Here is a 14,409-nt window from a genome sequence, read left to right on the forward strand (position 1 = left end):
TGGCCTTCCGGAAGGCGAGGTTTGCTGCCCGTCACGCGGGTGGCCTGGTCTTTCTTTTCCTTCGCGTGGAGGCGGCCGATGAAGATGAAGAGTGCATGGTGGGTCCTCGCGACCCTTGGATTGAGCCTCGGGCTCGCGATGAACAGCACGGGCTGTGGGAGCGATAATAACCCCGGGGGGACGGCTGGCACGGGCGGCACGGGCGGCGCAGGCGGCGCGGGTGGGACCGGCGGCGTCGGTGGCACGGGCGGCACGGTCGATTCGGGGGATTGGCTCGCCATGCCTTGCACGACCGACGCCGATTGTGCCCCCGGGACCTGCATCGCGGCGGACAAGGACGACCCGATCTTCGGCGGCGGCCCGCAGAATGGTTACTGTAGCAAGGCCTGCCAGAAGAGCGGCGATTGTCCGGGCGTCGGCAGCATTTGTTACAAGGGCGCGAACGGCAGCGCCCCCGAGGGGCGTTGCCTTCCGTCGTGCGAGGTCGGGAATCCTCCGCTCCAGACCCTCGCCGATGATCTCGATCCCTTCAAGTGCCAGGGGCGCGAGGATCTCGGCTGCATCCGGCTCACGGCCGGCGACGTCTGCCTCCCGTCGTGCACGAACGACGAGGCCTGCGGCGCGGGCCGGATCTGTAATCTCGCGTCGGGCCTTTGCGTGACCGACATCACGCCCGGCAAGGATTTCGGCGCGCTCTGCAATCCGATGGCCGCGGACGAGTGTGGCAATGGCGCGTGCATCGGCGGCCTCTCGGAGGGCAAGGGCTTCTGCTCCGGCCTCTGCACCCTCGGCGGGGACCTGAACGCGGGCGATTGCGGCGGCCTCGCGAACGGCCTCTGCGTCCTCTCGCCGGTCGTCCAGGGCTGCACCCCGGGCCCGGACACCAACTGCACGGGCCCCGGCGACCTCGGGTTCTGCACGAATAGCTGCACGTCGCACGAGGACTGCGTCGCCCCCGACTTCTGGTGCTGGGGCATCATCCAGGGCAACCCGGCCAACGTCGGCTACTGCTTGCCGATGCCCAAGTGCGACCAGGGCCAGGCGGCCTGCGGCAATGCGTCGAACGGCCTGACCTGCACCGACACCGTGCACGGCAAGTACTGCGTCGACCTCGAGTACCCGCTCGGCGCGCTGGCGCCCGATGGCGGCATGGGTGGTGCCGGCGGCATGGGTGGCGCCGGTGGCGCCGGTGGCGCCGGTGGTGCTGGCGGCGCGGGTGGTGCTGGCGGCGCGGGTGGTGCTGGCGGCGCTGGCGGCGCGGGTGGTGCCGGCGGCGCGGGCGGCATGGGCGGCATGCCCTGAGCCTTCGCGGACGCTGACGCACCTCGAAGAGGCCGCGGCGGGCTCGCTGCGGCCTCTTCACTTTTCGGAGCCTCGACGCGGCTCGTGATATCGTCGCGGCATGTCGCCGATCCGCTTGGCTTCCCTCGTCCTCGTATCGCTCTCGGCTGGGCTGCTCCTCGGTTGTCCGGGCACCGAAAACCCTTCGAGCGGCTCCGCGGGCACGGGCGGCACGGGCGGCACGGGTGGCACGGGCGGCGAGGGCGGCACGGGCGGCATGACGACCTCGTCGGGCACCGGGGGAGCGCCTCCCATGTGCACGGACTTCGGCGACGTCGAACAGTCGGATTGCAACCTGCTCACGCAGGACTGCGAGGGCGCGAACGAGACGTGCCGGCCGAACTCGCTCGGCACGGGCACGGTCTGCGAGGGCGGCGGCGGCATCAAGGGGGTTGGCGCGAAGTGCTCGGTGGCCTTCGGCGAGTGTGCGGCCGGCCTCTATTGCGTCTTTGGCTACTGTACGCCCGTCTGCTGCCAGAGCGAGCCCGCGTTCTTCTGCGGCAGCGCCAAGTGCAGCGTCCGTCTCAACTACGGTTCGAAGCGGATCTGGACCTGCAACTTCGCCCCCTCCTGCACGCTCTTCGACGGGAGCGAGTGCGAGGAAGACGCCGAATGCCGCCTGACCGTGCTCGAGGACGAGCTCGCGCTTTGTGTCCCGCCGTCGGGGAAGTTCGCCGCCGAAGGGGAGCCGTGCGACGCCATCAACGACTGCGGCGAGGCCCAGCGCTGCGACGCGGTCTGCCGGTATAGCTGCCTGAACATGGGCTGGCAGGACCTCGAGCCGGGCAAGGGCGGCTGTCCCGCGGGCCAGACGTGCACCCCCGACACGCCGCTCTACGGCGTCTGCCGCCCCTGAAGCCCCTCTACACCCGGGCGGATTCGCGCTAGGTTCGCCCGCATGCACGAACACGACGTTGAGGCGCACGGGCAAGCGCACGAGGCGCCCGCGACGCCGGCTCCTCGCGCCGCCGAGGCCCCGGATCTAGGGCTCCTCCGCGTGCTCCGCGACGACGGCAGCGCCGATCCCGCGACCGACCCCGGCCTGTCCCCGCACGTGCTGCTCCGCGCCTACCGCGAGATGAAGCGCGTGCGCCTCATCGACACGCGCATGATGCTCCTGCAGCGCCAGGGCCGCATCCATTTCGCCGGCGAGTGCCGCGGCCAGGAGGCGACGCCGATCGCGACGGGCCTCGTGCTCGAGCGCGACGACTGGGTGTTCCCGGCCCTGCGCGAGAGCGCGATCATGCTCGTGCGAGGCTTCCCGCTGAAGAGCTACATCGCGCAGTACTTCGGCAACGCGGGCGACGTCCTCAAGGGCCGGCAGATGCCCTCGCACATGAGCGGCCGCGCCGTGAACCAGGTCGCGTGGTCGAGCTGCATGGCCACGCAGCTCCCGCACGCCGTCGGCGCCGCCTGGGCTGCGAAGATGCGCAAGGACCGCAGCGTCGTCGTCGGCTTCGTCGGCGACGGCGGCACGAGCGAGGCCGACTTCCACAACGCCCTGAACTTCGCGGGCGTCTTCAAGGTCCCCTGCGTCCTGGTTTGTCAAAACAACCACTGGGCGATCAGCGTCCCCGCGGCCAAGCAGACGGCCTCGCCCACGTTCGCGGTGAAGGGCCGCGCGTACGGCGTCCCCTCGGTGCGCGTCGACGGCAACGACGTCCTCGCGGTCCACCGTGTCGTCGGCGACGCTGTCGCCCGCGCGCGGAGCGGCGGCGGACCCACGTTCATCGAGGCTGTGACCTACCGCATGGGCGCGCACTCCTCGAGCGACGATCCCACGCGGTATCGCTCGCAGGAGGAGGTCGACACGTGGGCGCAGCGCGACCCGATCGTGCGTCTGCGGCGGCACCTCGTGCACCGCGGCCTGCTCGACGAGGCGGAAGAGGCGGCGCTCGAGGACGGGCTCATGGCCGAGATCGGCGCGGCGATCCAGGAGGTCGAGGCGCTCGGCCCGCCCGCGCGCGAGACGCTCTTCGAGGACGTCTACGCGGAGCTGCCGTGGCACCTCGCGGAGCAACGCGCCGAGGTCCTGTCGAGCCGGCCTTATGGGGGCTCGCAGGGCGGCGGCGGGCACTGATTGTCGTCACGATGGGGGGGCCCGAGAGCCCCCCCCAAACCCCCCGGATTTTTCGCTGACCCTGGACGCCCCCTGGCCGACCGCTTTTTCCGCCCCCACCTTTCCCTCGACATGGTAATCCGCGCCCGAAAAGGGCTGTCGGCCCGCGTTCCACCTTGGAGAATCGGATGAAGACCTACGACGCGATCGTCATCGGCAGCGGCCCCGGCGGCTACGTCTGCGCGATTCGGCTCGGCCAGCTCAAGCAGAAGACGCTGTGCATCGAGAAGGAAGACGTCGGCGGCGTCTGCCTCAACTGGGGCTGCATCCCGTCGAAGGCGCTCATCAACGCGGCGCACACCTACGAGAAGGCGCACTCGTCGATGGCGACGATGGGCATCAAGCTCGGCTCGGTCGAGCACGACCCGAACGCGATGCAGGACTGGAAGGAAGGCATCGTCAAGCGCCTCACGGGCGGCGTGCGAGGTCTCCTCAAGTCGAACGGCGCCGACCTCATGGCGGGCACGGCGACGATCGTCTCGCCGAACCGCGTCGAGGTGAAGAAGGCGGACGGCTCGGTCGAGACGATCGAGGCGACGAAGGGCATCGTCCTCGCGACGGGCTCGTCGACCATCGAGATCCCGAGCTTCAAGTTCGACGGCAAGCAGATCATCGGCGCGAAGGAGGCCGTGAGCCTGCGCGAGGTCCCGAAGCGGCTGCTCGTCATCGGCGGCGGCGTGATCGGGCTCGAGCTCGGCATGGTCTACCAGGCCTTCGGCGCCGAGCTCGTGGTCGTCGAGGCGCTGCCCACGCTGCTCACGGGCGTCGATCAGGACTGCGTGAAGGTCGTCGAGCGCCGCATCCAGAAGCGCGGCGGCAAGATCTTCAAGAACACGAAGGCCATGGGCTACGAGAAGCAGGCCGACGGCTCGATCGCGGTGAAGATCGACGTCGAGGGCAAGCCCGAGACGGTCGTCACGGACGTGGTCCTCGTCGCGGTCGGCATGCGCCCGAACTCGCGCGGCCTCGGCCTCGAGAACGTGGGCGTGAACATCGACAAGCGCGGGTTCGTGCCTTCGGACGAGTTTGGTCGGACGAACGTCCCGACGATCTACTCGATCGGCGACGTCTCGGGTCCGCCCATGCTCGCGCACAAGGCGTCGAAGGAGGGCGAGGTCATCGCGGAGGTCATCGCGGGCCACAAGGCGGCGAAGGACTGGGCGTGCATCCCGGGCGCGATCTTCACGGATCCGGAGATCGCGACCGCGGGCCTGACGGCCGAGGAGGCGCAGGCGAAGGGCATCGAGGTCTCGGTCGGCAAGTTCCCGTTCGCGGCGCTGGGCAAGGCGATGGCGATGATGGAGACCGACGGCTTCGTGAAGGTCGTGACCGACAAGAAGACGAAGCAGGTGCTCGGCGTGCACATCGTCGGCCCCGAGGCGAGCACGATGATCAGCGAAGGCGCGCTCGCGCTCGAGATGGCCGCGTTCGCCGAGGACATCGCGCTCACGATCCACCCGCACCCGACGCTCGGCGAGGCGTTCATGGAAGCCGCCGCGCACGCGATGGGCGCGGCGGTCCACATCGTGAACCGCTGAGTCGCGCTAGCCCTCCGCCCCCTTCCGCTCGAAGCACTCCTCCGGCACTCGCTGCTTCTTCCGCGTGACGCGCGTCGCCTCCACGAACGCCGCCGTCACCGGATCGTGATACCCGCTCGCCCCGCGCAGATCCGGCACGATCGCCTGGTAGTGCCGCACGATCCTCCCCATCAGGATCTCGCGCATCCACTTGCCCACCATCGACGAAAGCGCGACCAAAAGATCCGTCGCGTCCCCATCCCGCACGAACGCGATCTCGCCGACCCCCGGGAACATGTACGCGCTCCTCGCCCGCGTCTCCTCCAGCACCATGTGCATCCGCCCGCCGAGCGGCCCGAACGCGCTTCCGTACTTCCCGAACCCGCCCACCTTCCCGCAGACCGCTCGCACGTCCTGCCCTGCGTCCTTCCGCATCGACAGGATCAGCCGCTCCATCGCGTGCAGATCCATCTGAAACCGGTTCTTCCCCGCCGCGAGCCCCTCGTTCAGCCGCTTCGCGCAGAGCACCTCGCTCCGCACCGCCACGATCGTCACGCCCTTCTTCTCCAGCCGATCGAGATCCGCGTGGATCGTTCGAACCAGCTCCGTCGGCGCCGTGAACGCCTCCCCCTCCGCGCCCCAGCACTGCGCCTCCACGTGCGGCGGACACGCCGCCCGGAGCTCCGCGCGATCCTCACTCGCGATCGCGTGCGCGAGCTCGTCCGGCGTCCGCGCCGCCGCTGCGCGTCCGCCGCCTCGCTCCACCAGCGCGCGTGCCCACGCCTCCGCGAGACCCACGTCCCCGTAGGCCACCATCGCCTTCGAGTCCCCGAGCCGCTCGGCCAGCCCTCCACGCGGCTTTCGACCCACGAGCGCCGCGCCCTCCTCGGTCACGCGCGCCATCACCGCCGTCACCAGCATCGGCCCGAGCCGAGGTCCAAGACCGTTCTCGTCCGCGCCTATGCGGAAGCCCGCCGTCGCCTTCTCCATCGCGCCGAGCTTGTGCCATGAACGGACGCTGGCGTCATCGCGGTCACGACACGCTCGATCGCCCCTTTCCGACGCGATTGGCGTATCCTACGGGAACCCTGATGAGCACGGGCGGGCGAGCGAGCCGGTTCCTGGGTGCCTTCGTGGTGGCGACCGCGGTGGGTTTGTCGGCGTGCGCGCCGCCGGCGCTCACCCGCGACGGCCAGGTCGTCTTCGCGCCTTCCGGCGGCCGCCGCGGCGCCTCCGTCATCACCGCGAACGGCGTCGAGTTCATGGACGTCACGGACCTCCCCAAGCCCGTCGTTCGCCGCAGCCCGAACGACCCCTGGACCCCGCCCACCGGCTTCCTCGTCCCCAAGGACGGCATCTGGCGCAAGACCTCGAGCCCCATCGCGCTCTCGGGCCGCGGCCTCGCCGTCGTCGTCCGGTCGAGCGACACCCTCGTCCCGAGCTGGGGCGGCGAGGTCCTCCTCCGCATCGACGCCATCGCCCCGGCGGACGCGTTCCCCGCCGCCAAACCCTCCGTCCGCGAGCCGCGCCGCCTCGCCATCGTGCTCGACGGTCGCAACCCGAACACCGCGCCCCTCGCCCGCATCGCCCTCGACGACCTCGGCGATCGCGACCGCGTCGCCATCATCGACGCCTCGGGCCCGCGCGTCGTCGTCCCTGCCTTGCCGGGCTCGCATCGCACCTTGCTCGACGGCGCGATCACGCGCGTCCTCGAACGACCGCGCGGCGGCGCTGCCGTCGCGAGCACGCGCGACCTCGCGGGCGCCCTCGCCCTCGCGCGAGGGTTCGTCGGGGTGAAGGTCGCCGAGGGCGGGGCGCTCCCTTCCGCGGGACAGGTCCTCGTCCTCAGTGACGGCATCGGCATCGCGCAGGCCGGCCTCCGGCTCGCGAACGAGGTCGCCTCCTTGCGCCGCGACAGCGTGCGGATCTCCGCCGTCGGCACGCCCGATCGCCTCGACGTCGCGCACCTCGCGCCCCTCGGCGACGACGTCTTCGCCGGTGGATCCTTCGCCGATCGCGAGGACGCCGTCGCTCGGATCGTCCCTCCGCCCGGCGACGTCGTCCTCGAGGACGTCGAGCTCACGGTCCACTCCGTCCCTGCGCCCGTCCGCGTGCTCGAGGTCTCGGGCGGCCTCGCCGCGCTCTCGATCGACCACGACCGCCTCCTCCTCGGCGACCTCTACGCGGGCGAGGCGCGCACCGAGATCGCCCGCATCGCCATGCCCGTGTGGGTCCCGGGCGAACCCTGCGAGATCACCGTCTCGGCGCGGTATCGCGACGCCGCCACCGGCACCTGGCACACGGCCACGCGCACCATCGACGCTCGGTACGACGACAACGTCGAGCGCATCGCGAGCGCCCGGCACGGCGACGTCATCGCGTATGCCTCCGCCCTCGCCATGGTCAGGCGCCTCGGCCGCATCTTCCAGGGCAGCCGCTTCGACGACCTCGGTGGCCTCCGCCCCGTCGTCAAGCTCCAGGCCGACTCGCTCGCCGCCCTCTCCCGCACGAGCCACGATCCCGCGCTCAGCACGCAGGCCGAGGTTCTCCGTACGCTCCTCGGCGCGATCGAGGATTGAACGTTTTTACATCAGAGTAATGGTATTCAGCGACAAACGTCGCCCGGACCATCCGCGACCGTGTAACACGTCCTGCCCGTCGGGCACCCGTCGTTCGGCGCGCCGCGCCGGCAGCGGATGACGCACTCGTGGAACATCGGCCCGCGCGGCCCGGCGATCCCGTAATACGACGCGCAGCTCTCGCCGGCCCCGCACGTCCTTCCCCCGCACGAACCGTTCGTCGGCGCGGCCGAGTCCGGCGTGCTCGTCGCGCTGACCGTCGGCATCGGCGCGCTCCCCGTCGTGTTGTCCGGGACCGGGACTATCACGGTCGTCGTCGGGGCCGGCTCGTCCGGCGGCACGGCCGTCGTCGATCCGCCCGGCGCTGCCTCCGTCGTCGAGCTGCCCGTCGGCTGCGGGGAATCGGGCGGCTGCGCGCCGCCATTGCAGGCCGAGAGGAGCAGGACCGCCGCGATCGAGCCGAGGAAACGCATAGGCACCGCGAGCTTAGCAGAGCCACCCGGCCTCTGCCCATCACGCGCCGTGACAGCGCCCACGCCGTGCCGCTACCATCCGCCTCGTGCAACATTTTCGCCTTCTCCTCGCCCTCACCACATTCCTCCCTCTCCTCGCCTGTGGCTCCACCGACGAACCGGCTGCCCTCCCGGATGCCCCGCGCTGCGAAATCGCGCTCCCTGCGCCTCCGGAGGACCGCCTCACGGCCTCTGGAACCGCTCTTCGCGACGCCCTCGGCCGCGTCGTCTTCCTTCGCGGCGTCAATGCGGGAGGCCGCAGCAAATTCGCGCCCTTCGTCCCCTTCGATTTCGCGTCCGAGGCTGACTTCCAGGAAGCGCTCGATCGATACCTCGATCGCGCTGCTTCCTGGGGTGTCTCCGCGCTCCGCGTCCCGTTCGTCTGGGCCGCCGTCGAGCCTTCGCAGGGCATGGACGACGAAACCTTCCTCGCTCGATACGACGCCCTCCTCGACGGAGCCTGGAAGCGCCGCATCTGGACGATCGTCGACTTCCACCAGGACATCTATTCCGACGTCTATTGCGGCGACGGTTTTCCCGCCTGGACCCTCCCATTCCCCACGCCCGAGCCGCACCATGATTGCCACGACTGGTTCGTCCGCTACTCCCAGGACGACGACGTCCGCGCCGCCTTCGACAAGTTCTGGACCGACGAACACGGCGCCCGCACCGCGTTCCGCGCCCTCTGGGAGCGCATCGCGGCCCGCCACGCCGGCCGCCCCGGCGTCCTCGGCTACGAGCCCATCAACGAGCCGCACCAGGGAACGGCCGACCTGAAGACGTGGGAGCAAACCGTCCTCACGCCCTTCTACACCGAAATGGCGGCCCTCATCCACGCGAAGGATCCCACGGCGCTCGTCTTCTTCGACGCCACCGGCACCGACGCGATCGGCGGTTCCACGTACCTCGACAAACCCGAGGGCGAGGGCCTCGTCTTCGCGCCCCACTGGTACGACCCCGTCGCCCTCTTCGGCGGCGCCCCGTCGCCTTCGAACGCGGCCACGTATCTCTCGAAATGGGCCGACAAGGGCCGCGAATGGAACATGCCCGTCCTCATTGGCGAATCGGGCGTCCCGCGGGACCTCGAGACGGCCGGCGAGTTCGTCACGGCCGTCTACGAGGCCATGGACGACAATGCCCTCCATTTCACCTACTGGGAGTACAGCGATTCGAAGGAGACCTGGAACTTCGAGGACCTCTCCCTCATCGATTACGAGGGCCAGGAAGCGACCGCGATCACTTCGGTCGTCGCCCGCCCGTACGCACGCGCCGTCGCCGGCGAGGCGCCCGCGTTCCGTTACGACGTCGCCGCCCGCAGCTTCGCCCTCACGTACGACGCGCCCACGGAAAACGGCGTCACCGAAATCGTCGTCCCGGAGCGAAGCTATCCGACGGGATACCGCGTCGAGCTCTCGAACGGCTGCGTCGACGCCACGCACCCCGGCCTCTTGCTCGTCCGCCCCGCCGCGGGACAAACGCGCGTCGAAATCGCGGTCGTCCCCCGGTAAAACCCCTCGCCGCAGGCAAAACAAAACCCCCTCTCCCGCGGGCGGGAGAGGGGGCTTGGGGGTGAGGGTTTTTCAGTACGGAACTGCCGCCCTACTTCTTCGGCAAAGCCTCACTGATCCCATACACCTGCTCCACGCCCGCCGGCACTTGCAGGCTCGACCCCTTGAAGTCATCGCCCACCGGCTCGATCGGCCCGCCCAGGCATTGCGCCAGGAACGTCTCCGCCACCGCATTGAAGCTCATCCGGTTCTCCGGCCGCGCGAACCCGTGCCCCTCGTCCGGGTACAGCACGTACGTCACCGGGATGTTCTTCGCCTGCATCGCCTTCACGATCTGATCACTCTCGGCCTGCTTCACGCGCGGATCGTTCGCGCCCTGCCCGATGAGCAGCGGCTTCTTGATCTTGTCCACGTGCGACAGCGGGCTCCGATCCTCCAGATGCTTCGACCCTTCGGGCGTCCCGGGATCGCCCATTCGCTTGTGGAACGTCGCCACCATCGGCGCCCAGTACGGCGGAATCGTCGCGAGCAGCGTCTTCAGGTTCGACGGCCCCACGATATCGACGCCGCACGCGAACTGGTCCGGCGTGAACGTCAGCCCCACGAGCGTCGCGTACCCGCCGTAGCTCCCGCCCATGATCGCCACCTTCGCGCCGTCCGCGACCTTCGCGTCCACGGCCCATTTCACCGCGTCGATCAGGTCGTCGTGCATCTTGCCGGCCCACTCGTTGTTCCCTGCGTTCAGGAACTTCTTCCCGAACCCGGTCGAGCCGCGGTAGTTCACCGAGAGCACCGCATACCCGCGGTTTGCCAGCCACTGGTGCATCGAGTTCAGCCCCCAGGCGTCGCGTGCCCACGGCCCGCCGTGCACCAGCAGCACCATCGGCAGCGCCTTGTCCGGACGACCGTCGACCTCCGGATCCGACGCCTTCGGCAGCGTCAAATAGCTCACCAGATCGAGCCCATCGCGCGACTTGATCACCACCGGGTGCATCTTCGCGAGCGGCTTGCCCTCGAGCGCCTTCAGGTTCGTGAACAGGAATTCCGTCTTTTTCTTGTCGCGATCGTACCGGTAATACTTCACCGGCCCGTCCGAGAGCACGAGCGCCACGAGCCAGCGCTTGTCGTCGAGCGTCCGGCTGAGCACCCGCAGCTCCCCGTCGCCGAGCTTGCCGAGCAGCTCCAGGTCCGCCTGGATCGACTTGTCGATCGTCTGCCACGTCGGCTTGTCGAACACCGCGGCGGCCGCCTGCAGCTTGCCGGTCTTCGGGTGAGAGATGAAGCGCTGCACGTCCGCCTTCGCGTCCTCGACGAGCAGCTTCGCCTTCTTCGTCGCGAAATCGAGCTCGAAGAGCGCCGCCGTGTTCCGGCCGCGGCTGTCGAGCAGGTAGAGCGTCTTGCCCGACCCGTCGAAGCCCACGGGGCTCGTCGTCTCGGCGTCCTCGAAGGGCACCGTCAGGTACGGCTCGGGCTCCTTGCCCTTCTCCTTCGGCTTCGCGTTCGGGTCGATGAACACGTCACCGCCGTCGGCACCTTTGCGCATCGCGAGCCGGACCTTGAAATCGTCGTCCGTCTCGAAACCCGCGTAGTTCCCCTCGTTCTTGAAGACGAGCTTCTTCTCGCCGGTCTTGATGTCGATCCGGTAGAGATCGTGCACCTTCTTGTCGCGGTCGTTGATCCCGACCAGCACCTCGCCGGGGATCTTCTGCGAAACGCCCGAGATCCGCGCTGCGATCCCGTCGATCGGCGTGAGATCCTTCGTCTCGCCCTTCTTCAGATCGACCGCGTAGAGATGCCAGTTCTCGTCGCCGCCCTTGTCCTGCACGTAGAGCACGTGGTCGTTCGTGTAGGCCCAGAAGTATTGCCGGATCCCGCGCACTTTGTCGCTCGTCACGGCCTTGGCCTTCGAGGGATCGTCCGCGGGGCCGACCCACACGTTCATCACCCCGTCGACGGGCGCGAGGAACGAGATCTGCTTGCCATCGTGGCTGAGCATCGGGCTCGAGCGGTCGGGGTTGCCGAAGAGGATGTCGCGCGGGATGAGCGACGAATCGACCCGCGGCGCGGCCGGGCCCTTCGCGGCCGTCGCGGCTGCGGGCGGCGTCGCGTCGGCCGTGCGCGCGGGCGGCGGAGGCGGCGGCGTCTCGGGCGGCGGGAATTCCGCCGTCTCGGCGCAAGCGGCGACGCCGACGAGCAGCGACAGGACGAACGACAGGCCGATCTTCTTCGCGAGTGCCATCGGGCAAACCTCCCTCATGCGTACCCGGAGGTGGACGCTCCCCACCGGTGCGTGTGACGGACGCCTTCATACTCCAAGAATCGGTCGGGCGTCCCGAGCGTCGTGCGAAAAAAGCGTGTTCCGGACATGTTACTTACTTCACTGTCCGGTGCTTTTGCGACCCTCTTCCGACCTCGCCCCTTGCGGGTGGTTGTCCCTGGCTTAGGGGAACCGCGTCCGGACATGGCCATGACGAACCCTGACACGCTCCTCCGCGACACCCGCGTCCCCTCGGACCGCGTGCGCCTGGCGAACGACCGCGAGCTCCGGCCGAATGGGGACTTCGTCCTCTACTGGATGACGGCGTCGCGGCGCACCCATTTCAATTACGGCCTCGAACGCGCCGCCGAATGGGCGCGCGCCCTCGGCCGCCCCCTCGTCGTCCTCGAGGCCCTTCGCGCCGGGTATCCCTACGCGAGTGATCGCCTCCACGCCTTCGTCCTCCGCGGCATGGCCGACAATGCCCGCCGCCTCGCGGAGGCCCGCGTCACGCATCACGCCTACGTCGAACCGCGCCCCGGGGCGGGCAAGGGCCTCGTCGCCGCGCTCGCCGGCCGCGCGTGTGTCGTCGTCACCGACGATGATCCCACGTTTTTCCTCCCGCGCATGATCGCTGCGGCCGCGAAACAAATTCCCGTCCGCTTCGAGCAGGTCGACTCCAATGGCCTCCTCCCGATCCACGCCCCCGAGCGCGTCTTCACCACGGCCTTCTCGTTCCGCGGGTATCTCCAGAAAAACCTCCTCCCGCACCTCCGCCGAAGGCCGCTCGCCGACCCCCTCGCCGCGGGCCTGCCGGCCCCTCCGGAAAACCTCCTCGCGCCGGACCTCCTCTCCCGCTGGCCCGCCGCCTCGCCCGATCTCCTCGCCGCCTCGCCCGCGGCGCTCGCCGCGCTCCCGATCGACCACACGGTCCCCCTCGTCACCCGCATTCCGGGCGGCCCCGAGGCGGGCCGCGCCGCGCTCGCGCGTTTCCTTCAATCGAACCTCATTCGCTACGAGACCGAGCGCAACGATCCCGACGCCCGCGCCACGAGCGGCCTCTCGCCTTATCTACATTTCGGCCACGTCTCCACGCACGAAATCTTCGCCGAGCTCGAGCGCCTCGAACGCTGGTCCGAAAAAAAAACCAAACCCGCGCGCGGCAAGCGCGAGGGCTTCTGGGGCATGAGCGCGCCCGTCGAATCCTTCCTCGACGAGCTCGTCACCTGGCGCGAGATCGGCCTGAACCTCTGCGCCCTCCGGCCCGACGACGCGCAGAGCTTCGATTCCCTCCCGGACTGGGCCCTGAAAACCCTCGCCGATCACGAATCCGATCCCCGCCCGTCCCTCTACACTCTCGCCGAGCTCGAGGGCGCGCGCACGGCCGATCCCCTCTGGAACGCGGCGCAACGCGAGCTCCTCCGCGACGGCCGCATTCACAACTACCTGCGCATGCTCTGGGGCAAACGTGTCCTCGAATGGACCCGCACCCCGCGTGAGGCCCTCTCCGTCCTGATCCATCTCAACGACAAGTACGCGCTCGACGGCCGCGACCCGAACTCGTACTCGGGCATCCTCTGGACGTTCGGCCGCTACGACCGCCCCTGGGGCCCCGAAAGGCCCGTCTACGGCACGGTCCGCTACATGAGCTCGGCGAACACGCTGAAGAAGATCGACCTCCAGCGTTACCTCGTCGAGTTCGGCAGCCCGAGCGACGCCGCTCGTCGAGACAAACGCTACACGAAATGAAAAGAGGGCCGGGCGGAAGTTCCTTTATCCGACCCAGGCCCTCGGGCATTCATGTTTCGACACGCCGCATCGCGACGCGCGAAGATTTACTTCTTCTCGCCTCCGCCCTCGCCTTCGGATTGCTTGCCCTCCTCGATCAGCTCCTTCACGCGCTGACCGCCCTTGTGACCGATCTCGGAGTAGAACTCGGGGCCGTACTTGTCGCGAACGGTCTCGCCGCCCTTCTGCCCGCCCTTGTGCCCGATCTCGGAGTAAAACTCGGGGCCGTACTTCTCGCGCACGGTCTCGCCGCCCTTGCGCCCGATCTCGGCGTAACCTTCGGAGCCGAGCTCTTCCTTGCGGGCCTCACCGCCCAGCCGTCCGGCCTCCTCGACGGTCATCTGACCCTTACCGGATTGCTCTTTTTTCTCCGCCATGGTCGTCTCCTTCGTTGATGGCAATCGCGCGGCGAGCTCGCGCTCGTCGCTCAGCGTTTCTGGCCCTGGCCGCCCTCGCCTTCGCTCTGTTTGCCTTCCTCGATGAGCTCGCGAACGCGCTGGCCGCCCTTGTGGCCGATTTCGGAGTAGAACTCGGGGCCGTACTTGTCCCGCGTGTGTTCGCCGCCGATGTGCCCGCCCTTCCGACCGGCCTCTTCGACGGTCATCTGACCTTTGCCCGGTTCGTCTTTGCGCTGCTCTGCCATGTAGTTCCCTCCCAGCTCCCGCCGAACATTCTCCGGCAGACCGGGACGTCAATGGGGGGACCCCCGGAGGAGGGCTCCTCCCGCGCTCCGGGCCCGCCATCGCCGTGCGACGGATCGAGATCGGAGCCGCCGCTGAAACCGCCTC

General features: G+C 69.2%; 12 protein-coding genes. 7 read left to right on the forward strand and 5 right to left on the reverse strand.

Translation table 11 applies throughout. The features are described 5' to 3' along the window. Nucleotides 1-78: 78 nt before the first annotated feature. From QHF83_RS22900 to lpdA, 4 genes are all read left to right on the forward strand, one after another. A complete protein-coding gene (locus tag QHF83_RS22900; RefSeq protein WP_282420036.1) occupies nucleotides 79-1,302 on the forward strand; it encodes a hypothetical protein in 1,224 nt (407 codons plus the stop codon). 100 nt (nucleotides 1,303-1,402) lie between these two features. Continuing rightward, nucleotides 1,403-2,197: a hypothetical protein gene (locus tag QHF83_RS22905; protein WP_282420037.1), complete on the forward strand. Its 795-nt coding sequence runs from the start codon at nucleotides 1,403-1,405 to the stop codon at nucleotides 2,195-2,197. A gap of 42 nt (nucleotides 2,198-2,239) precedes the next feature. Beyond that, nucleotides 2,240-3,421 carry a thiamine pyrophosphate-dependent enzyme gene (locus QHF83_RS22910; protein ID WP_282420038.1) on the forward strand — a complete coding sequence of 394 codons (1,182 nt, stop codon included), beginning with the start codon at nucleotides 2,240-2,242 and terminating at the stop codon, nucleotides 3,419-3,421. A 167-nt stretch (nucleotides 3,422-3,588) separates the two neighbouring features. Continuing rightward, nucleotides 3,589-4,998: a dihydrolipoyl dehydrogenase gene (gene lpdA / locus QHF83_RS22915; RefSeq protein WP_282420039.1), complete on the forward strand. Its 1,410-nt coding sequence runs from the start codon at nucleotides 3,589-3,591 to the stop codon at nucleotides 4,996-4,998. A 6-nt stretch (nucleotides 4,999-5,004) separates the two neighbouring features. On the opposite strand, the gene QHF83_RS22920 is transcribed toward lpdA, so the two are convergent. Further along, on the reverse strand, nucleotides 5,005-5,967 hold the full coding sequence (locus tag QHF83_RS22920) for a hypothetical protein (protein WP_282420040.1): 963 nt from the start codon (nucleotides 5,965-5,967) through the stop codon (nucleotides 5,005-5,007). A 101-nt stretch (nucleotides 5,968-6,068) separates the two neighbouring features. Between QHF83_RS22920 and QHF83_RS22925 the strand changes: the two genes are divergently transcribed. Further along, nucleotides 6,069-7,556: a vWA domain-containing protein gene (locus QHF83_RS22925; RefSeq protein WP_282420041.1), complete on the forward strand. Its 1,488-nt coding sequence runs from the start codon at nucleotides 6,069-6,071 to the stop codon at nucleotides 7,554-7,556. A gap of 26 nt (nucleotides 7,557-7,582) precedes the next feature. On the opposite strand, the gene QHF83_RS22930 is transcribed toward QHF83_RS22925, so the two are convergent. Next, a complete protein-coding gene (locus QHF83_RS22930) occupies nucleotides 7,583-8,029 on the reverse strand; it encodes a hypothetical protein (RefSeq protein WP_282420042.1) in 447 nt (148 codons plus the stop codon). An 86-nt stretch (nucleotides 8,030-8,115) separates the two neighbouring features. Here QHF83_RS22930 and QHF83_RS22935 point away from each other — a divergent pair, with 86 nt between their 5' ends. Next, nucleotides 8,116-9,576 (forward strand): cellulase family glycosylhydrolase, encoded by a 1,461-nt coding sequence (locus QHF83_RS22935; RefSeq protein ID WP_282420043.1) that lies wholly within the window; start codon nucleotides 8,116-8,118, stop codon nucleotides 9,574-9,576. A 91-nt stretch (nucleotides 9,577-9,667) separates the two neighbouring features. Here QHF83_RS22935 and QHF83_RS22940 read toward each other — a convergent pair whose 3' ends face one another. Then, nucleotides 9,668-11,815 (reverse strand): S9 family peptidase, encoded by a 2,148-nt coding sequence (locus QHF83_RS22940; protein WP_282420044.1) that lies wholly within the window; start codon nucleotides 11,813-11,815, stop codon nucleotides 9,668-9,670. Between the two features lie 228 nt (nucleotides 11,816-12,043). Here QHF83_RS22940 and QHF83_RS22945 point away from each other — a divergent pair, with 228 nt between their 5' ends. Beyond that, entirely contained in the window at nucleotides 12,044-13,582 is a 1,539-nt protein-coding gene (locus QHF83_RS22945; RefSeq protein WP_282420045.1) for a deoxyribodipyrimidine photolyase, read from the forward strand. Nucleotides 13,583-13,668: 86 nt separating this feature from the next. On the opposite strand, the gene QHF83_RS22950 is transcribed toward QHF83_RS22945, so the two are convergent. Then, a complete protein-coding gene (locus QHF83_RS22950) occupies nucleotides 13,669-13,998 on the reverse strand; it encodes a KGG domain-containing protein (RefSeq protein WP_211365420.1) in 330 nt (109 codons plus the stop codon). A 50-nt stretch (nucleotides 13,999-14,048) separates the two neighbouring features. Next, a complete protein-coding gene (locus tag QHF83_RS22955) occupies nucleotides 14,049-14,264 on the reverse strand; it encodes a KGG domain-containing protein (protein WP_282420046.1) in 216 nt (71 codons plus the stop codon). Nucleotides 14,265-14,409: the final 145 nt, after the last annotated feature.

The sequence above is a fragment of the Polyangium sp. 15x6 genome, from assembly GCF_029960785.1.
In the GTDB taxonomy this organism is placed as follows: Bacteria; Myxococcota_A; Polyangia; order Polyangiales; family Polyangiaceae; genus Polyangium.

What these genes read in the sequence shown, in the direction of transcription:
- QHF83_RS22900 (WP_282420036.1), top strand. Translation starts at nt 79, where the DNA reads ATGAAGATGAAGAGTGCATGGTGGGTCCTCGCGACCCTTGGATTGAGC.
- QHF83_RS22905 (WP_282420037.1), top strand. Translation starts at nt 1,403, where the DNA reads ATGTCGCCGATCCGCTTGGCTTCCCTCGTCCTCGTATCGCTCTCGGCT.
- QHF83_RS22910 (WP_282420038.1), top strand. Translation starts at nt 2,240, where the DNA reads ATGCACGAACACGACGTTGAGGCGCACGGGCAAGCGCACGAGGCGCCC.
- lpdA (WP_282420039.1), top strand. Translation starts at nt 3,589, where the DNA reads ATGAAGACCTACGACGCGATCGTCATCGGCAGCGGCCCCGGCGGCTAC.
- QHF83_RS22920 (WP_282420040.1), bottom strand. Translation starts at nt 5,967, where the DNA reads ATGGAGAAGGCGACGGCGGGCTTCCGCATAGGCGCGGACGAGAACGGT.
- QHF83_RS22925 (WP_282420041.1), top strand. Translation starts at nt 6,069, where the DNA reads ATGAGCACGGGCGGGCGAGCGAGCCGGTTCCTGGGTGCCTTCGTGGTG.
- QHF83_RS22930 (WP_282420042.1), bottom strand. Translation starts at nt 8,029, where the DNA reads ATGCGTTTCCTCGGCTCGATCGCGGCGGTCCTGCTCCTCTCGGCCTGC.
- QHF83_RS22940 (WP_282420044.1), bottom strand. Translation starts at nt 11,815, where the DNA reads ATGGCACTCGCGAAGAAGATCGGCCTGTCGTTCGTCCTGTCGCTGCTC.
- QHF83_RS22945 (WP_282420045.1), top strand. Translation starts at nt 12,044, where the DNA reads ATGACGAACCCTGACACGCTCCTCCGCGACACCCGCGTCCCCTCGGAC.
- QHF83_RS22950 (WP_211365420.1), bottom strand. Translation starts at nt 13,998, where the DNA reads ATGGCGGAGAAAAAAGAGCAATCCGGTAAGGGTCAGATGACCGTCGAG.
- QHF83_RS22955 (WP_282420046.1), bottom strand. Translation starts at nt 14,264, where the DNA reads ATGGCAGAGCAGCGCAAAGACGAACCGGGCAAAGGTCAGATGACCGTC.